The sequence below is a fragment of the Citrobacter sp. Cb041 genome (genome assembly GCF_030336655.1).
Taxonomy (GTDB): Bacteria; Pseudomonadota; Gammaproteobacteria; order Enterobacterales; family Enterobacteriaceae; genus Citrobacter; species Citrobacter braakii.
The window spans coordinates 336,715-356,567 of sequence record NZ_JAOWDD010000036.1 but is presented as its reverse complement, the minus strand read 5'-3'; the positions used below and the strand labels follow the sequence as shown (position 1 = coordinate 356,567).

At 52.0% G+C, this 19,853-nt stretch carries 16 protein-coding genes; 7 read left to right on the top strand and 9 right to left on the bottom strand.

The features are described 5' to 3' along the window. Positions 1–13: 13 nt before the first annotated feature. From glgX to asd, 3 genes are all read right to left on the bottom strand, one after another. Positions 14–1,990 carry a glycogen debranching protein GlgX gene (glgX, locus tag OGV52_RS10395; protein WP_200052021.1) on the bottom strand — a complete coding sequence of 659 codons (1,977 nt, stop codon included), beginning with the start codon at positions 1,988–1,990 and terminating at the stop codon, positions 14–16. Then, entirely contained in the window at positions 1,990–4,173 is a 2,184-nt protein-coding gene (gene glgB, locus OGV52_RS10390) for a 1,4-alpha-glucan branching enzyme (protein ID WP_279265443.1), read from the bottom strand. The genes glgX and glgB overlap by 1 nt, the downstream gene beginning before the upstream one ends. Before the next feature lie 364 nt (positions 4,174–4,537). Next, positions 4,538–5,644, bottom strand: a complete 1,107-nt coding sequence (gene asd, locus OGV52_RS10385; protein ID WP_016154818.1) for an aspartate-semialdehyde dehydrogenase — start codon at positions 5,642–5,644, stop codon at positions 4,538–4,540. A gap of 191 nt (positions 5,645–5,835) precedes the next feature. Here asd and yhgN point away from each other — a divergent pair, with 191 nt between their 5' ends. Next, positions 5,836–6,429: an NAAT family transporter YhgN gene (gene yhgN, locus OGV52_RS10380; protein ID WP_200052019.1), complete on the top strand. Its 594-nt coding sequence runs from the start codon at positions 5,836–5,838 to the stop codon at positions 6,427–6,429. 242 nt (positions 6,430–6,671) lie between these two features. Here yhgN and gntU read toward each other — a convergent pair whose 3' ends face one another. The 5 genes from gntU to OGV52_RS10355 form a co-directional block, all read right to left on the bottom strand. Continuing rightward, positions 6,672–8,012 (bottom strand): gluconate transporter, encoded by a 1,341-nt coding sequence (gntU, locus tag OGV52_RS10375; protein WP_103766948.1) that lies wholly within the window; start codon positions 8,010–8,012, stop codon positions 6,672–6,674. Then, positions 8,012–8,542, bottom strand: coding sequence for a gluconokinase (gntK, locus tag OGV52_RS10370; RefSeq protein ID WP_003023475.1), 531 nt, complete (start codon positions 8,540–8,542; stop codon positions 8,012–8,014). The genes gntU and gntK overlap by 1 nt, the downstream gene beginning before the upstream one ends. A gap of 141 nt (positions 8,543–8,683) precedes the next feature. Beyond that, positions 8,684–9,679: a gluconate operon transcriptional repressor GntR gene (gene gntR / locus OGV52_RS10365; RefSeq protein ID WP_016154821.1), complete on the bottom strand. Its 996-nt coding sequence runs from the start codon at positions 9,677–9,679 to the stop codon at positions 8,684–8,686. Between the two features lie 223 nt (positions 9,680–9,902). Next, positions 9,903–10,598, bottom strand: a complete 696-nt coding sequence (gene yhhW / locus OGV52_RS10360) for a quercetin 2,3-dioxygenase (RefSeq protein WP_016154822.1) — start codon at positions 10,596–10,598, stop codon at positions 9,903–9,905. Positions 10,599–10,721: 123 nt separating this feature from the next. Then, a complete protein-coding gene (locus OGV52_RS10355) occupies positions 10,722–11,759 on the bottom strand; it encodes an oxidoreductase (RefSeq protein ID WP_046274517.1) in 1,038 nt (345 codons plus the stop codon). A gap of 456 nt (positions 11,760–12,215) precedes the next feature. Here OGV52_RS10355 and yhhY point away from each other — a divergent pair, with 456 nt between their 5' ends. The 6 genes from yhhY (at position 12,216) to OGV52_RS10325 (ending at position 18,008) form a co-directional block, all read left to right on the top strand. After that, positions 12,216–12,704 (top strand): N-acetyltransferase, encoded by a 489-nt coding sequence (yhhY, locus tag OGV52_RS10350; RefSeq protein ID WP_019078130.1) that lies wholly within the window; start codon positions 12,216–12,218, stop codon positions 12,702–12,704. Between the two features lie 46 nt (positions 12,705–12,750). Next, complete coding sequence (locus tag OGV52_RS10345) at positions 12,751–13,635, top strand: hypothetical protein (protein ID WP_287108457.1); 885 nt, start codon at positions 12,751–12,753, stop codon at positions 13,633–13,635. A gap of 324 nt (positions 13,636–13,959) precedes the next feature. Beyond that, a complete protein-coding gene (locus OGV52_RS10340; RefSeq protein ID WP_049283108.1) occupies positions 13,960–15,174 on the top strand; it encodes a PfkB family carbohydrate kinase in 1,215 nt (404 codons plus the stop codon). Between the two features lie 15 nt (positions 15,175–15,189). Then, positions 15,190–15,951 carry a glutamine amidotransferase gene (locus OGV52_RS10335; RefSeq protein WP_216403575.1) on the top strand — a complete coding sequence of 254 codons (762 nt, stop codon included), beginning with the start codon at positions 15,190–15,192 and terminating at the stop codon, positions 15,949–15,951. Positions 15,952–16,005: 54 nt separating this feature from the next. Further along, on the top strand, positions 16,006–16,977 hold the full coding sequence (locus OGV52_RS10330; protein WP_049283110.1) for a DMT family transporter: 972 nt from the start codon (positions 16,006–16,008) through the stop codon (positions 16,975–16,977). Continuing rightward, positions 16,974–18,008, top strand: a complete 1,035-nt coding sequence (locus tag OGV52_RS10325) for a phosphotriesterase family protein (RefSeq protein ID WP_200052016.1) — start codon at positions 16,974–16,976, stop codon at positions 18,006–18,008. Before OGV52_RS10330 ends, OGV52_RS10325 begins: the two co-directional genes overlap by 4 nt. A gap of 44 nt (positions 18,009–18,052) precedes the next feature. Here OGV52_RS10325 and ggt read toward each other — a convergent pair whose 3' ends face one another. Further along, entirely contained in the window at positions 18,053–19,798 is a 1,746-nt protein-coding gene (gene ggt, locus OGV52_RS10320; protein WP_200052015.1) for a gamma-glutamyltransferase, read from the bottom strand. Between the last annotated feature and the right edge of the window lie 55 nt (positions 19,799–19,853).

Here is a 19,853-nt window from a genome sequence, read left to right as displayed (position 1 = left end):
GACTAACTCCTTTTTATCTTCTCTGGAACACACACAGTCCGTGCGCAGGTCCCTGCCAGACCGCCGTAAGCACCGGATTATCCTCTCCGGCAAATGGGGGAATGGCGTGCCATTCCCCTTCAGGTAAAACGATATCTGTCACCTCAAGCGTGGCGTTTGTTGCAATCAGGAAACGATCTGAAAGCAGGATTTGCATCTGCCTCGGGCCGTTATGCCACTCATCCGCACTTAAGGGTTGTGCGTACTTATTCAGCCAACGAACATTGCCATCGCCCTCTTCCCACCAGCAATCGCCTGTTAATGCAGGTATTTGCCGACGCAGATGAATCAACGCGGCGGTAAATGTGGTTAGCCCACTGTTTGCCTGCTGCCAGTCCAGCCAGGTTAAGGCGTTATCCTGGCAGTAAGCGTTATTATTACCGTGCTGGCTATGGCCATGCTCATCACCCGCCAGCAGCATCGGCGTCCCCTGGGAGAGCAACAGCGTGGTTAACAGCGCATGAATGCTGTCGCGCCGCCGCTCAATCAGGTCCAGCGAGCCACCTAATCCTTCTTTACCATGATTGTCGCTGTAGTTATTGCTAGTGCCGTCGCGATTTTCCTCACCATTCGCTTCATTGTGCTTATTTGTGAAGCAAACGCAGTCGCGTAGCGTAAAACCGTCATGCGCGGTCACCAGATTGACCGTGGCGCTGGGATTGCGGCCCGGGCGTTTAAACACGTCGCTGGATGCGGCAAAACGTCCGGCAAACTCGCCCAACGAAAGATTACGCTGGAGCCAAAAACGTCGCGTCGCATCGCGGAAATGGTCGTTCCACTCGGCAAACGGCGGGGGGAAATTCCCCACCTGATACCCGCCTTCACCAATATCCCACGGTTCCGCAATCAGCTTGGCGCGTGAAAGCAGCGGACAGTTTTGGATCGCGGTAAACAGCGGAGCATCCTGACGAAACTCAGGCGTACGCCCCATGACGGAAGCCAAATCAAAACGAAAACCATCCACATGGCAGGTTTCAACCCAGTAGCGCAGGCACTCGCATGCGTATTCCACAACGCCAGGATGGCTCAGATTGATGGTGTTCCCACAACCGGTCCAGTTGTAGTAATCGCCATCATCTCTGATCCAATAATAGCTACGGTTATCAATTCCGCGCAGCGAGAAGACAGGTCCTTCGAGATCCAGCTCGGCGCTGTGGTTCAAAACGATGTCGAGAATGACCTCAATACCCGCTTTATGCAGCGCTTTTACCGCGTCGCGAAACTCATCAAGCGCACTCTCCGGCGAGCTGGCATAGGCCGGATGCAGCGCATACATCGCCACCGGGTTGTAGCCCCAGTAGTTTGACAGGCCCAGTCGCTGAAGCCGCGGTTCGCTGGCGAAATGCGCCACCGGTAACAGCTCCAGTGCGGTAATGCCGAGGCGCTTGAAATAGTCGATCATCACCGGATGACCCAGCGCTTTGTAGGTCCCGCGAATTTCTTCCGGCAGGTCAGGATGCAAATACGTCAGCCCTTTGACATGCGCTTCGTAAATTACGGTATTGCCCCACGGCGTGCGCGGCGGGGCATCATCCTCCCAGTCATAATGGTCGGACACCACCACGCCCTTCAGCGCGATGGCGGCATTATCATGATGATCCGGTTCATTCAGCCCACCGTGCAGCAGTGGGTTATCTTTTAACTCGCCATCCACCCGACGCGCGCAAGGGTCAAGCAGCAGTTTCGCCGGATTAAACCGGTGGCCCTGCTGCGGTTGCCACGGACCATGTACGCGATAGCCATAGCGTAGACCGGGACGGGCGTTGGCCAGATAGCCGTGCCAGACATCGCCGCTACGCCCCGGCAGGTCGTAGCGGAGTTCGCAGCCTTGCTCATCGAATACGCATAATTCAACGCGTTCAGCGTGGGCCGAAAAGAGGGTGAAATTGACGCCATGGCCGTCATACGTTGCACCATGGGGGGTGGCGTTGCCGGTTGCCAGTTGCGTCATTATCCCTCCCGCACCAGCCAGATCGTTGCCAGCGGTGGCAACGTCAGGTTCAGTGAGTGCTGACGACCATGACTGGCGATTTCATCGCTGTGCACCGCGCCGCCGTTACCGGTATTGCTACCGTGATAATGCATCGAGTCGGTATTGAGGATCTCGCGCCATTTGCCCGGCTGATTGATACCGAAGCGATAGCCGTGGCGAGGCACTGGCGTAAAGTTGCTGATAACGATGATTTCATTACCGACTTTGTCACGACGAACGAAAGCCAGCACCGAACGTTCTTTGTCATCCACCACCAGCCACTCGAAGCCATAGGCGTCAAAATCAAGCTCGTGCAGCGCTTTGTGATGACGATAGGTAAGGTTCAGATCGCGCACCAAACGTTGTACGCCGTGGTGCCAGTTATCGCCGCCTTCCAGCAAATGCCAGTCGAGGCTAGCGTCGTGATTCCACTCACGCCCCTGAGCAAACTCGTTGCCCATAAACAGCAGTTTCTTGCCTGGGAAGGCCCACATCCAGCCGTAGTAGGCGCGCAGGTTGGCAAACTTCTGCCATGCGTCCCCCGGCATGCGATCGAGAATTGATTTTTTACCGTGTACCACTTCATCGTGCGACAGCGGCAGGACAAAGTTTTCGGTGTAGTTGTACAGCATGCCGAAGGTCAGCTTATCGTGATGGAACTGACGATGAACCGGATCCAACTTCATGTAGTCCAGCGTGTCGTGCATCCAGCCGAGGTTCCACTTATACCAGAATCCTAAACCGCCCATATCCTGTGGCCTTGAAACGCCGGCAAAGTCGGTGGACTCTTCCGCCATGCTCACGGCCCCCGGCACCTGCTCGCCAAGAATACGGTTGGTATTGCGTAAAAACTCAATGGCTTCGAGGTTTTCACGACCGCCAAATTCGTTCGGGACCCACTCCCCTTCTTTACGGCTGTAGTCGCGATAAATCATCGACGCCACGGCATCTACGCGCAGCGCATCGATACCAAAACGTTCAATCCAGTACAGGGCATTGCCCACCAGATAGTTACTGACTTCACGGCGACCGTAGTTGTAGATCAGCGTGTTCCAGTCCTGGTGATACCCTTCGCGCGGGTCGCTATGCTCATACAGATTGGTGCCATCAAACTCTGCCAGACCAAAGTCGTCCGACGGGAAATGGCCCGGCACCCAGTCGAGAATGACGTTCAGTCCGGCCTGATGCGCGGCATTCACAAAATAGCGGAAATCATCACGCGTCCCGAAACGACGGGTCGGCGCATACATACCAGTAGGTTGGTAGCCCCAGCTACCGTCGAACGGATGCTCATTAATCGGCAACAGTTCGAGATGGGTAAAGCCCATCCACTTGACGTAAGGCACCAGTTGATCCGCCAGTTCGCGGTAGCTCAGCCAGAAGTTGTTATCGGTATGACGACGCCATGAGCCCAGGTGCACTTCATAGATAGAGATCGGCGCATCAAACTGGTTGGCTTTTTTTCGCTCCTCGCTTTGCACCACTTTTTCCGGCAGACCGCAGATAAGCGACGCGGTTTCCGGGCGCATTTGCGCTTCGAAGGCGTAAGGGTCCGCTTTGATTCGCAGCTTACCGTTCGCATCGATCATCTCGTATTTATACAGTTGACCATGCTGCGCGCCGGGGATAAACAGCTCCCAGATACCGCTTTCTTTGCGCAGGCGCATCGGGTGGCGACGGCCATCCCAGTAGTTGAACTGCCCAACCACTGACACGCGTTGAGCGTTAGGCGCCCAGACGGAGAAGCGCGTACCGGTTACGCCATCCATGGTATCCGCATGCGCGCCCAGCGTTTCGTAAGGTCGCAGGTGCGTACCTTCAGATAACAGCCAGGCATCCATATCCTGGATCAGCGGGCCAAAACGATAAGGGTCATCAATCAGATTCTCCTGTCCATGCCAGACAACAGCTAACTGATAGCGAAAGAAATTTTTACGGCGGGGAAGTACAGCACAGAAAAAACCGCGAGAGTCGAGGCAGTCCAGCTTGCCGACTTTGCGTCCGGTTTTGGGTTCGATCACCCACACTTCGGTGGCGTCAGGTAATAGGGCGCGGACTTCAAGTCCAGCGTCAGTTTGGTGCATACCGAGTACGGAAAAAGGATCCGCAAAATGGCCTGCAATTAGCGCATTAATCACGTCTCTATCGATACGAACGGACATGGTTGTCATCCTGTTTTATGGTGTCACGCCTTCCAACTGATCTTCGACATCAGGTAGTGACACTTTTTTTGACCTGAACGGCGCAGCACAATTGTGCATCCTCTCTGCGTCGTCCCACCTTCAGGCAACAACTTAATACCTCCGGTACTAAGTCACCCTTAAAGAATAGCCAATGCTTTATCTTACTCCTGGTAAAAAATGAAACATCTGCGCTTACTCCTGTATTACGCAAAAAAATGGGTGACTCAGCACCCATTGTTAAAACACGCAATCACTCTGCCGGAGAGCCGTATTGACTGATCCGGCCAGGTGGTTCGCGTCGTTTGTAGGCCTGATAAACGTGGCGTCATCAGGCAGTCCCACATTACGCCAACTGACGCAGCATACGGCGCAATGGCTCCGCAGCACCCCACAGCAACTGGTCGCCCACGGTAAAGGCTGACAGGAACTCCGGTCCCATATTCAGCTTACGCAGACGGCCTACTGGCGTGGTCAGCGTACCGGTAACGGCCGCCGGGGTTAACTCACGCATGGTGATATCCCGATCGTTTGGCACGACTTTGGCCCACGGATTGTGCGCTGCCAGCAGTTCTTCCACGGTCGGAATAGACACATCTTTTTTCAGTTTAATGGTGAACGCCTGGCTGTGGCAGCGCAGCGCACCGACGCGCACGCACAGACCATCAACCGGGATCACGGAAGAGGTGTTAAGAATTTTGTTGGTTTCAGCCTGTCCCTTCCACTCTTCGCGGCTCTGACCGTTATCAAGTTGTTTGTCGATCCACGGAATCAGGCTACCGGCCAACGGTACGCCAAAGTTATCAACCGGCAGTTCACCGCTGCGGGACAGGGTCGTCACTTTACGTTCGATATCGAGAATAGCAGAGGAAGGGGTTGCCAGTTCATCGGCCACATGGCCATACAGATGACCCATCTGGGACAGCAGTTCGCGCATATGGCGCGCGCCGCCGCCGGAGGCCGCCTGATAGGTCGCCACAGAAACCCAGTCAACCAGGTCATTGGCAAACAGGCCACCGAGGGACATCAGCATCAGGCTAACGGTACAGTTACCGCCGACAAAGGTCTTAATACCTTTGTTCAGGCCGTCAGTGATGACATCCTGGTTAACCGGATCGAGAATGATGATGGCATCGTCTTTCATACGCAGCGAAGAGGCCGCGTCAATCCAGTAACCCTGCCAACCGCTTTCACGAAGCTTTGGATAGATTTCGTTGGTATAATCGCCGCCCTGACAGGTCACGATGATATCGAGCGCCTTCAGCGCATCCAGATCAAAAGCGTCCTGAAGCGTGCCGGTCGTGGTTCCACCGAATGTCGGTGCCGCCTGCCCGAGCTGGGAAGTAGAAAAGAAAACAGGGCGAATGGCGTCGAAGTCACGCTCCTCAACCATGCGTTGCATGAGAACAGAGCCGACCATACCGCGCCAGCCGATAAAACCAACATTTTTCATAGCGTTTTTTTCCTGCAGAGATGTGTGCTGTGTATGCTAACCAGTATCCTACTGGCCTATCCTTCACCATACAAAAAGCAGCCAAAGTCGCAAGTGAAATTAATCAATGATAGCGAAGCCATCAGTAATGCGACTTATCCCGCTGCGCAAGCAAGCAGAAAGTCCGCAGTAATTATCAGGGAATTTGAGTTATGAATGAAATCATTTCAGCGGCAGTTTTATTGATCCTTATTATGGATCCGCTCGGAAATCTGCCCATTTTCATGTCCGTATTGAAACATACCGAACCAAAACGCCGCCGCGCGATTATGATTCGCGAGCTGTTTATTGCGCTGTTGGTGATGCTGATATTCCTGTTTGCTGGCGAGAAAATACTGGCATTTCTTAACCTGCGCGCGGAAACCGTTTCGATCTCCGGGGGCATCATTTTGTTCCTGATCGCCATTAAGATGATTTTCCCCAGCGCCACCGGGAATAGCACCGGGCTTCCGGCAGGCGAAGAGCCGTTTATCGTGCCACTGGCGATCCCGCTGGTAGCGGGTCCAACAATCCTGGCTTCATTAATGCTGTTATCACATCAGTATCCGAACCAGATGGGGCATCTGGTGATTGCTCTGCTGATCGCCTGGAGCGGTACGTTTGTGATTCTGTTGCAGTCTTCGCTGTTTTTACGCCTGCTGGGCGAGAAAGGGGTTAACGCACTGGAGCGCCTGATGGGGCTGATTCTGGTGATGATGGCTACCCAGATGTTCCTCGACGGCGTAAGGATGTGGATGAAGGGGTAATCTCTCCTTTTTGGCTCAGATAGCATGTTACCCGGAGAACAGTTCCGTTCACGTTATGCTCATTACTTCTCTGAGATCTCGTCACCAGTGAACGTGTTAAGGGGGGGCTACGCAGCCCCCCCTTAACAATCCCGGCTCTCCGGCAGGAAAATCGCCGCGCATCCTTGCGCTTACCCGGCCTACGGTGTGGATGTGTGCTCGTTTCCAGGCCCGGTAAGCGCAAGCGCCACCGGGCAATGCCATCAGCTCAACAGCTGAAAGGCAATCATACCGACAATCGCACCGACCGTGCCGAGAATGGTTTCCATCATCGTCCAGGTCTTCAGCGTTTGCGCTTCGGTCGCACCGGTAAATTTACCGAACAACCAGAAACCAGCGTCGTTAACGTGGCTGACCACGATAGAGCCGCCCGCGATACAGATAGACAGTGCCGCCATCTGGGCACCGGAGTAGTTCAGTTGCTCAATCACCGGCATCACCAGACCGACCGCCGTTAAGCAGGCCACAGTCGCGGAACCCTGAATGATACGCACCGCCGCCGCCAGCACGAAGCAGGTGATGGCAATCGGCAGACCCATACCGGTTAACGCTTCGCCCAGCGCCGGACCGACGCCAGAATCAACCAGAACCTGTTTGAATACACCGCCCGCACCAATCACCAGCAGAATAATCCCCGCTGGCTGCAGCGCATGACCACAGATCTCCATCACGCGGTCTTTTGGCATGCCCTGGCGTACCGCCAGACCGTAAATTGCCACCAGACAGGCAACCAGAATCGCGGTAAACGGGTGACCGATAAACTCGAACCATTCATAGGTTGTAGAACCGACCGGAACAAAGCGTGCGGCGATAGTTTTCAGTCCCACCAGCACCAGCGGCAGCAGGATAAGCGATAAGCTGAAGCCAAAGGATGGCATTTTGCCTTCGCCCAAATGCGGCTCGGAAATATCTTCCGGTACGTGCAGCTCGACGTAACGGCTGATGAAACTCCCCCACAGCGGCCCGGCGATAATCATGCCCGGAATCGCGGCACACAGGCCAATCAGGATCATCCAGCCAAAGTCGGCGTGCATCTGAGAGGCCAGCAGCATCGGCGCAGGCCCAGGCAGCAGAAATGCCGCAGCAGCCGCTACGCCCGCAAACAGCGGGATCACAAGCTTAACCAGGTTTGTCCCCGTATGGCGCGCCATTGAGAATGCCACGCTAATCAGCAGCACAATCGCCACCTCAAAGAACAGCGGCAGCGCGCAAATCAGACCGGCCAGGCCAATCGCATAATGTGCGCGGCTGTGACCGAAGGATTTCAGCATTTTGACGGCAATCTGATCGACAGCTCCGGTCTCATGCAAAATCTTGCCGAACATCGCCCCCAGCGCCACAACAATCGCCAGGAAACCGAGCGTGCCTCCCATCCCTTTTTCCATGGTCGCCGCGATTTTATCGAGCGGCATACCGGAAAAGAGACCTGCACCAATGGATACCACCATCAAAGCAACGAAGGCGTGCATACGCGCCTTCATCACTAAAAACAGCAGTAATAAAACGGACCCTACTGCTGTTAAAACAAGCGTTAATGTACTCACTACTTACTGCCCTGGTTAATAACCTCAATGGTGCTGGCGACCACACCGTCCAGTGGTTGATCGATATCGACCACCAGTACATCGTTTTCATTCGCACCCGGTTCTTCCAGCGCTTCAAACTGGGTCACCAGCATCTGCGTTTTGAAGAAGTGGCCTTTACGCGCTTTCAGGCGGCTTTCGATAACGTCAAAATCCCCTTTCAGATAGATGAAAGAGAGGTTCGGGTTACCGTCGCGTAGCTGGTCGCGATAGACTTTTTTCAGGGCGGAACAGACGATCAGCGAAACCTTGTTGGTACGCTGCATCGCAAAGGCGGCGTCATTCAACGCCTGTAACCACGGTTTGCGGTCGTCATCGTTGAGTGGCTCACCAGAAGCCATTTTCATGATGTTGCTGCGCGGATGGAGAAAATCGCCATCAAGAAACGCGGCCTGCAGTTGATGCGCCACTTCGCTGGCGACAGCAGATTTACCGCTGCCCGATACGCCCATCAGAACGTAAACGTGGTGATCATGATTAGTCGTGCTCAAAGCGTTGCCCCCACTGGTACAAGAATCAGGAAATTGTTACGGGTAACTGTTATCGGTAACATTGTCCAGCCAGATAAATAGAGAAGCAATATCCATTCGTGCTCGAAGTGTATAAGTGTGAGCTACTTCAAACTTGTTGGCTTAAATAGATCCGCCCGGTGACAAGGTGAAACCTAAATCTAACATTTTAGGTGTGACGGCCTCACCGCGGATGCGCGCCAGCAGACGTTCTGCGCCAATGCTGCCCATGCGTTCACGCGGCGTGAGCACGCTCGCCAGACGCGGCTCCATCACCTGCCCGATGTCGTGACCGTGGAATCCGGCAATCGCCATGTCATCAGGGATTCTCAGCCCTAAACGCTGGCATTCGAAGGCCGCCCCTACCGCCAGGTCATCGTTGGTACAAAAGACACCATCGAGCTGCGGGTATTCACGCCGCGCCTGACGGATAAGTTCAATACCGGAGGAGTAGGAAGAAGACTGCTCCACCATCACGCTGTACGGCACCAGGTCGGCATCGCGCATTGCCTGCTCGTAGCCTCTCTGTTTGATGATAGTACGTTCATCAAGGCGTGCGCCAAGATAGGCAACATGACGGTGCCCGCGGGCGATGATAGCGGCTGTCATCTGACGCGCGGCTTCGAAGTTGTCGAATCCCACGGCAATATCAAGACACGGGGACTGGCTGTCCATCAGCTCAACCACCGGGATACCGGCAACCTCAATCATTTTCAGCGTACGGGGCGTATGGCTACGTTCGGTGAGGATCAGGCCATCAATATTCCACGACAGCATCGATTCCAGACGCTCTTGTTCCATCTCAGGCTTATAGCCGTAGTGCGCCAGCATGGTTTGATAACCATGAGCGTCAGTGACAGCCTCAATGCCGCGAAGCACTTCAGCAAAAACCTGGTTGGTGAGAGACGGTAACAGCACGCCGATAGCGCGGCTGGTGGCGTTAGAAAGGATATCAGGAGCGCGATTGGGAATATAACCCAGCTCATCAAGTGCAGCGGCAATTTTGCCCCGCAGCGCCACGGAGACCTGCTCCGGGTTACGCAAAAAGCGGCTGACCGTCATTTTGGTCACGCCCACGCGGTCGGCTACATCCTGAAGTACGGGTCTTTTCTTTTTCATCGTCCTGAAGCGTTAAAAAGGGATAGATTCCCCCAGTTTACCACGGACGTGCGTGAACCTTCGCAGAGAAAAAAAGGAGTTTTTTATTGTGAGAAATACACAAAATCATTCGAGTTGCATCAAGGCGGCGACGCAGTAAATCCCCGGGAGCGTACATTAAGTACGCGACCGGGGTGAGCGAGGAAAGCCAACACAGATGCGGCTTGAAGGATGCCGTGTATTTTTATACAGGCGGCAGGTCAAACAGTAACACTTCGCTGTCGCTGTCGGCATGAATAGAAATGGCCTGTTCATCCCAGATTGCCAGACCATCGCTGGTGGTCGCTTTGGTCCCGTTAATTGTCACGTTACCTTTTACTACCTGGATCCAGACGCGGCGTTCAGCGGCAATCTGATGCACCGACTGCTCATCTTTGATCAGTGCCCAACGGTAAAGCTCCATATCCTGGTACACTTTCAGCGAGCCATCACGGGCATCCGGCGACAGCACCAGTTGTTTACCCTGAGCGGCATCAAAACGGCGCTGCTCATAGCGTGGGGTAATACCGTTTTCCTGCGGCATGATCCAAATCTGATACAGATGCAGCTTCTCAGTATTGCTCGGGTTGTACTCCGAGTGACGGATCCCCGTCCCGGCGCTCATTATCTGGAACTCACCGGCCGGAACCTGCTCTTTGTTCCCCATGCTGTCCTGATGTTCCACCGCGCCTTCCAGCACGTAAGTCAGGATTTCCATGTCTTTATGGGGATGAGTACCAAAGCCCTGACCTGCGTCGATCACGTCATCGTTAATCACGCGCAGTGCCGAGAACCCCATAAAATTTGGGTCATAGTAGTTGGCAAAAGAGAAGGTATGCCAGGAATCGAGCCAGCCATGATTAGCGTGGCCACGGTCATTAGCTTTGCGTAAGTAGATCATTGTGTTCACCCCCAGATGTTTTCGATGGAGTAAGTGTGGACTCAATCCGCCGGGGATCATAGAGGGTGAAAATTGACTCCTCTGTTCAAAAAAAATGAACAAGCCCAGAGGAGTCTGCGCAGGCTATTTGGCGAGAGTTATCGTCGCCGGAGAAGCCTGTTCAAAGGCGCGTTCGAGGAGTTCCAGGTTGGTAAGAACTTCAGATTCCTTGACGTAATTAGGCGTACCGGCTGTCAGCGTCTGGTAAAGCGCATCATAGACGCGACCATAATCCCCCACTTCCGGCTGCACCTCTTCTTTTACCGTCAGGCCGTCATCATTGACGTACTCCAGCATCCCAATGGAATCGTCAGCAGCGAAACCTGGCTCACCTGGCATGATATTGGCCTTCAGGCTGGTTTCCTGCTGGTCGATGCCGTACTTCACAAACGAGCCTTTGGTACCGTGAACGATAAACTTCGGATAGTCGATTTTCACCAAGTGACTGGTTTTAACAATGGCTTTCAGAGAGCCGTAGAACAGCTGTGCTTCAAAGGTATCGTCCGGATTCGCTTTGTTGCGCAGGCTGCGGATGTCATAGGCCACGCAATCGGGACGACCGAACAGCGAGATAATCTGATCCATGGTGTGTACGCCCAGACCATAGAATGCGCCGTCCTGCGGCAGTCCCGGCTTGGTTTCCGCCTCGGGGCGGTAGTAATCGAAATGGCTTTCAACCTCAACAATTTCGCCGAGCTTGCCGCTCTCAATCGCTTTTTTAGCGGTGAGGAAGCAGGAATCAAAACGACGGTTCTGATATGGCGTAACGGTCAGGCCTTTGCTTTGCGCCAGTTCGAACAGTGCTTTTGCTTGCGCAAGCGTCGGCGTGAAGGGTTTCTCAACCAACACGTTTTTACCCGCTTCCAGCGCGCGTTTGGCGTATTCAAAATGGCTGTCAGCATGGGTACAGACGATCACCAGCTTCACCTGCGGATCGTTTAAGATCTCGTCAAGGTCACTGGTGAAGTGAATATGTGAATATTGTGGCGCCTGCTCTTCCGGCTTGGCGTGACGGCGAAAAATGTGCGCGACATGCCAGCTATTTTTGCGGTTGAGGACGTACGGCAAATGGTAGCGAGTGGTGCTTTTACCAAAACCAATAAATGCGCAGTGTAAGGTCATGAGACGATCCTTTCGAAGGTGATTGTCTACACCATAGCGCAAAGCGGCTGGAGACTGAATGTTGGATTATTTGCCGGATGGCGCTTGAACTGCACCACAGGGCGACAGGATCGGCCGTCGGCGTCGCAGGCAGTTTGTTCACGGCAAGCGCGCAGGGCCCGGAGCGTACTAAATGTACGTGAGGAGCACGAGCACTTCCCGGGGACGAAATGGCAAGTAAGCCAGGCAGACACAAAACCTCAAAAAAAAAGCCAGCAAAAGCTGGCTAAAGTAATACTGGAAGCAATGTGAGCAATGTCGTGCTTTCAGGTTCTCCGTAGGGGTTCCCCTGAACGCAGAGCAATAATAATCATTCTCATTCGCACTTGTCTACTTCTTTTTGCAAAAAAATGCAGTTGACGGAATTTTCTTTCTCAGCGAGTGTAAATACACAATTAACCCTGCTGGAGATAAGGAATGAGTGAGATAGTGATACGCCACGCTGAACCGAAAGATTACGACGCAATTCGTCAGATCCACGCCCAGCCGGAGGTGTACCACAACACGCTACAGGTTCCTCATCCTTCCCTCGAGATGTGGCAAGCGAGGCTAACCGAGCAAGCCGGGGTCAAACAACTGGTTGCCTGCATTGACGATATCGTCGTGGGGCATCTCTGTATTGAGGTCGCGCAACGTCCGCGCCGCAGCCATGTGGCCGATTTTGGTATCTGCGTGGATGCACGGTGGCACAATCGCGGCGTTGCCAGCGCGTTGATTCGCACAATGATCGACATGTGCGACAACTGGCTGCGCGTCGAGCGTATTGAGCTAACGGTATTTGTTGATAATGAGCCGGCCGTGGCGGTGTATAAGAAATACGGCTTTGAAATCGAAGGCACAGGTAAGAAATACGGCCTGCGCAACGGTGAATACGTTGATGCCTACTTTATGGCGCGCGTGAAATAAAATTAAGGGCGAGTCTTATCACCCTTCTTATTGAAAGGACGCAAGAGTGAAAAAGTACCTTCTCCTGGTGTTGCTGGCAGCACTCTCCCCTGCTTTCGCCACTACCGTACAAAATCTCGATTCCGTGCCCAGCGCCATTCAACACCCGGAAGGTAAACAGATTTTTGCTGAGCAAATGGCGGGAGCAACCCCTGCCAAAGGATTTGGCGAGCTTCCACAGGGATTATCTGAGAACGCGTGGATTGCCTGGGTTGCGCCGAATGAAGATCCTGACAACCTGATCCTCACGGGTGCCAAAGCCTGGGGCAAAGACGGCAAATATATCGGTGTCGCCTGTTTCGCCGACAATCCGGCCGACGCCGGGCAGGCAAAGAAATACGCGGATAACAACTGTCCGGAAAACTACAGCAACGGGCACGCCAATAAATTATATCTCGGCGTTTTTTCCTGGCAGAACCAACAGCTAACGCCGATTGCACGCTCGGAAAAACCATTAAACCAACTCTCTGAGTGGAATAAAACCGCCGAAAAAGAGAGCGATGATGAGTCCGTCAGACCACTGGCCTATTATACAAAACTGGATCTGGCACCGTACCGGATCGCACCCGATACGCTGGCGTTTGGGGTGCGCGGTGGATACTCTGAGGCGTATTCTGGCGGCGGCGCATTTTATGAAGTGCTGGAGCTCTATGCGATCAAAGACAACAGGATAATCAACGTGTATTCCGACCTTGTTTATCAATATACGGACATCGCCGGAGAGTGGAATAAAGACGGTACAAGACAGCACGACATCAGCGAAAGTAAATATATCCTCAAAATGCGTTCGGCAAAAACGCACGGGTTTTATGATTTAGAGCGCGTAAACCTGCAGGATAAAAGCAGCCAAATATTCCCCTGGTCTGAATCGCTGCAGCGATATGCGCCATAACCAACCAATAAGGCCGACATCGTTCTGAACGCTGTAGGCCATTATCCGTTATATCTCGCCGTTAAATTCAGGAGCGGAAGCGCTATCCGGCCCTGGCATAGAGTTTTTGATTGCAGTCCATCGTTTCCCCCGCCGTCATGTTCAGGCCTAACAACCACCTGAATTATATGGTTATTCACCTTTTTATCTTCATCGCTATTTTTCGTAACGTTAATAATATTAATATTACATTTTTGTTTTTTTTTGGTTTCTGCCATCACTTTATGGTGACAATCACAACAATATACTTCTCCTGGGACTAACTTAACCACGGTGAGGTAAAAAATGAAATTTGAACGCCATCATAGAATATTGAAAGAAATCAGTATTTCGGGAGTTGTAAAAGTTTCAAATCTGGCGAAAAGTCTCAAGGTAACAAAAGAAACCATTCGCTCAGATCTCAATGAACTTGCTGGACAGGGATATCTCACTCGCTGTCATGGTGGTGCATTTATTACCCTTGATTCTCTTGATAACGTTGCAAAAAACGAAATTGCTTATGTGCTGGAAAAATATGAATCAGCGCAGAAAATAAAAAAAGGTCTCTCTGCCATGAAAAATAATGTATGTGTTATTGGCTCGTTCAATGTTGATATTATCAGTTACCTACCGAGGCTACCCTCGACAGGAGAATCATTACTTGCCGATAAATTTATTTTTTCGCCAGGCGGTAAAGGATGTAATCAAGCATTAGCGGCAAGCTATGCCGATTCTGATGTGCATTTTATTACTAAAGTAGGGTCAGACCATTTTAGCGATTACGCCATTAATTTTATAAACTCATCAAAAATCCATAAAAGTGTAATCTACCAGACCAAAGAAACACAAACTGGTACAGCTACCATCATGGTGAATGGAGATACCGGGGATAACGTCATCGCTATCTATCCCGGTGCTAATATGACAATTTCACCTGATGAAATCACCATACAAAAAGAAGCCATTATTCATTCAGATATTGTTCTTGTACAACTGGAGACAAATTACGAGGCGCTTCAGCAAACAATTCGTCTCGCACAAAAAAATGACATACCGGTAATTATCAATCCAGCGCCATACAATGAAATGGTCAATACCATCATTGATGACATCGATTACATTACGCCAAATGAAACCGAAGCTGGTCTCCTGGCAAACATGTCCGTCAATGACATTGAGTCAGCCAAATGTGCAGCGAAGATTATTCATCAGAAAGGTGTAAAAAATACCATTATTACTTTAGGTAGCAAAGGATCTCTCGCTTATGACGGAACGCAATTCATCTATTCTCCGGCATTCCCGGCAGTTGTAAAAAATACCGCAGGAGCTGGCGACGCCTTCAATGGCGCACTCGCATCTGGCCTTGCTAAAGGAAAATCACTGGCATCCGCATTATGCTACGCCAGCGCATTCGCCTCGCTTGCTGTTGAAACACCCAATGCCTCTGACATGCCAGAAAACGAATCCGTTCTACATCGCATTCAGAGTTCACATTACAAACAAACTATCTCAACTCACTAAATCAAGGAGCAGACTATGAACAATACGCAGAAAAAACTAAAGGTGCTCTTTATTGGAGAATCCTGGCATATTCACATGATTCATTCAAAAGGTTATGACAGCTTTACCTCCAGTAAATATGAAGAAGGCGCTACATGGTTACTGGAATGCTTAAAGAAAGGTGGTGTGGAAATTGATTACATGCCTGCTCACACCGTACAAATCGCATTTCCAGAAAGCATTGATGAACTAAACCGTTATGATGCCATTGTCATTAGCGATATCGGCAGCAATACATTCCTGTTGCAAAACGAGACATTCTATCAGCTCAAAATAAAGCCAAATGCTCTGGAATCAATTAAAGAGTACGTCAAAAATGGTGGTGGTCTGCTTATGATTGGCGGCTATCTGTCATTTATGGGTATTGAGGCAAAGGCCAATTACAAGAACACCATTCTTGCCGAGGTCTTGCCAGTTATTATGCTTGACGGCGATGACCGAGTAGAAAAACCAGAGGGTATCTACGCTGAGGCTGTCTCGCCTGAACATCCTGTTGTAGACGGATTCTCAGACTACCCGATATTTCTTGGATATAACCAGGTTGTCGCCAGAGAAGATGCTGATGTCGTATTAACAATAAATAATGACCCTCTATTAGTGTTCGGTAAATACCAACAGGGTAAAACCGCCTGTTTTATGAGTGACTGTTCGCCGCACTGGGGAACTCAGCAATTCATGTCCTGGCCGTTTTATACCGACCTGTGGGTTAACACGCTTCAATTCATCGCCAGAAAATAAAAAAACAATGGAGTAACGAAAGTTACTCCTTTTATAAAATATAAGGATTGATGTATGAACAAGAATAAGTACTCAACCCCCTTACTGATGCTTGCAACCATCTTAGCCGGTATGCTTTCCCCAATGCAGTCTGCCGTTAATGGGCAATTGGGACACTGGTTGCAGGATGGTAATGCTTGCGCAGTAATCTCTTTCGCCAGCGGTCTGGTCGTCATGTTTTTTATTATTATTGCGCGTAAAGAAACACGCCATCAATTCGCGTCGATCCCTACGCTGATTAAAAAGCGGAAAATCCCCTTGTGGAATTGGTTTGCTGGGTTATGCGGGGCGATGGTCGTATTTTCTGAAGGCGCATCAGCCAGCGCGTTAGGCGTTGCCACTTTTCAAACTGCATTAATTTCCGCCCTGCTCCTTTCCGGCCTGCTGTGCGACCGTTTTGGCGTCGGTGTGGATGAGAAGAAATATTTCACGCCATGGCGCGTTACTGGCGCATTGTTCGCTGTTATTGCCACGATTTTTGTCGTGTCGCCACAGTGGCACTCAACCTCGTTTATCCTGCTGGCTATCCTTCCATTTTTGGCAGGATTACTCGCTGGCTGGCAGCCTGCGGGGAATGCCAAAGTCGCCGAGGCAACGGGATCCATGCTGGTTTCCATTACCTGGAACTTCATCGTCGGCTTTTGTGTCCTGGGTGCAGCGCTGGCGATACGTGTCGCATTAGGGCATGTCACCGTCCAGTTACCCGATACGTGGTGGATGTATCTCGGTGGCCCGCTGGGTCTGCTGTCCATCGGGCTGATGGCGATTCTGGTCAGAGGCTTAGGACTATTAATGCTGGGTGTCGCCTCTACCGCGGGTCAGTTACTGGGATCGGTGTTGATTGATGAGTTAATCCCATCATTAGGCAATACGGTCTATCTGGTCACCATCATCGGTACATTATTCGCGTTAGTAGGTGCAATTGTTACCACCATCCCCGAATACAGAGCATCCAAAATGGCGAAAAAAATGGAGGTGTCAGGATGAAAGGCTTCCTGCAAACCGTAACGGGCCAAGTGGCACACTCAGAAATGGGTCTAACGCTACCGCATGAGCACCTGTTTAACGATTTGTCATCCGTTGTTGACGAGCCACAGTATGCTTTTTCACAGCAGTTGGTGGGAAAGAAAGTCAGTGCTGACCTGCAGTGGGGACTGAAACACGACCCGTACTGCTGCGCCGATAACATGGACAGAAAAGAGATTGATGATGTCATCTTTGAAATCAATAACTTCATGTCACTGGGAGGCAGGACGATTGTCGACGCGACGGGTTCTGAATCTATTGGTCGGGACGCCACTTCATTGCGGGAAGTGGCATTAAAAACTGGTTTGAATATCGTTGCTTCATCAGGACCTTATCTGGAAAAGTTTGAAAGCGCCAGGATCCACAAACCTGTCGAGTTATTAGCCTCACTTATTGATAAGGAACTGAATCAGGGGATTGGCGAGACGGATATTCGCGCCGGTATGATCGGTGAAATTGGCGTATCACCCGCTTTTACCCAAGCTGAGCGCAACAGCCTGCGCGCGGCGTCTCTGGCACAACGTAATAATCCCCATACGGCAATGAATATCCATATGCCAGGGTGGCTGCGGCTGGGTGATGAGGTACTGGATATTGTCCTTGAAGAGATGAACGTCTCTCCGGCAAAAGTTTCGCTGGCGCACTCAGACCCTTCAGGAAAGGATGTTGCCTATCAACGTAAAATGCTTGACCGCGGCGTATGGCTTGAATTTGACATGATTGGTCTGGACATTACTTTCCCCAAAGAAGGTATCGCCCCAGGTGTTCAGGACACCGCAGATGCGGTAGCACATCTGATTGAACTGGGTTACGCCGACCAGATCGTATTAAGCCATGATGTTTTTCTCAAACAGATGTGGGCAAAAAATGGGGGGAATGGTTGGGGATTTGTCCCAAATGTTTTCCTCGCCTATCTGGCTGCCCGTGGCGTAGATAACGATACTCTTCGCAAGCTCTGTATTGATAATCCGGCGCGGTTACTCACGGCGTAACTAACATATAGCCCGGCGCCTGATGCCGGGCTATTAATCAACAATCAGTAACCCGCCGTTAAATCATCCACGGAACGCGGGTCGGACGCGCCATACAGTGCGCCATCCGGTCCAACCATAATGCTCTGCGTGCTGCCCATCGCTTCTTTCAGCGCCACTTTCTGTCCTTTTTGCTCCAGCAGTTTGATTGTATCCGGGCTGAAGCCCTTCTCGATGCGAAGCTCGTCCGGCAACCACTGATGATGGAAGCGTGGTGCGTTGGTCGCTTCGGCGACGTTCATCCCGAAATCAATGCTGTTGACCACCATTTGCAGCACAGTAGTGATAATTCGACTCCCGCCTGGGCTGCCGGTAACCAGCCAGGTTTTCCCATCTTTTACCACGATAGTCGGCGACATAGATGACAGCGGACGCTTCTTCGGTCCGACCGCGTTGGCATCGCCGCCTACCAGACCGTATACGTTCGGTACGCCCGGCTTGGCAGAGAAGTCGTCCATTTCATTATTGAGCAGAATGCCAGTGTTACCCGCCACAATACCGGTCCCGAAGGTGGTATTCAGGGTATAGGTCACCGCCACGGCATTGCCGTCTTTATCCACCACCGAGAAGTGAGTGGTCTGATTGCTTTCATACGGGGCGAGCTTGCCAGGTTTAATCTGGCTGGAAGGTTTAGCCTTGTTGATATCAATCTGATCGGCAAGCGTTTTAGCATAGGTTTTGTTGGTCAATGCCTGCCACGGCACTTTCACAAAATCGGGATCGCCCAGATACTCCGAGCGGTCAGCGTAGGCATATTTCTCCGCTTCAGCCATGACCTGCATGGCGTCGGCACTGCCAAATCCGTATTTCTTCATATCAAAGTTTTCAAGAATATTGAGGATCTGCACGATATGAATACCGCCAGAGGACGGCGGCGGCATGGAGAAGACCTGATACCCGCGATAGTCACCGCTAATCGGCGTACGCTCCATGGCTTTATAGCTGGCTAAGTCCTCTTTGGTCATCAGCCCGCCGTTCTTCTGCATTTCCCCGGCGATCTGATCGGCAATAGCCCCTTTATAAAACGCATCCGGGCCGCTTTCGGCAATCATTTCCAGACTTTTCGCCAGGTTCTTTTGTACCAGCTTATCGCCTTTTTTCAGTGGCTCGCCGTCTTTCCAGAAAATGGCTTTGCTGTTCTCGTGATTAGGGAGCACTTCACTGCCATAGGTTTTCAGATCGTCGGCCAGTGCGTCATTAACCACAAAGCCCTCTTCCGCTAGCTTCATCGCCGGACGTACCACTTTGTTCAGCGGCATCGTGCCGTATTTCTCCAGCGCCAGCGAGAAACCCGCGACGGTACCCGGCGTACCGGATGCCAGATGCGACGTCAGCGACTTTTTCGCATCGGCGTTGCCCTGCTCATCAAGGAACATGTCGCGGGTCGCGCCAGCAGGGGCCATTTCGCGAAAATCAATCGCCGTGGTGTTACCGTCTTTGGTACGCAGCAGCATAAAACCGCCACCGCCCAGATTGCCCGCCTGGGGATGCGTCACCGCCAGCGCGTAGCCAACGGCCACGGCGGCATCGACGGCATTCCCACCCTGTTTAAGAATATCCACCCCCACTTGGGTGGCAAGCGCATCCACGGAGGCCACCATCCCCTGCTGCGCGCGCACGGGATGGAACACATCCTCCTCAACACCGTATGATACCGGCGGCGGTGCAGCCGGAGCGGCAGCAACGCTAAAACAACTTCCTGAGAGCAGAGCAGCAATGGCTACCCGGCGTAAAAACGTCGGTTTTATCATCGTTATTCTCCAGATGTATGGGGGTCAGCCCCCACTAAGCCTGGTGCATAACTCT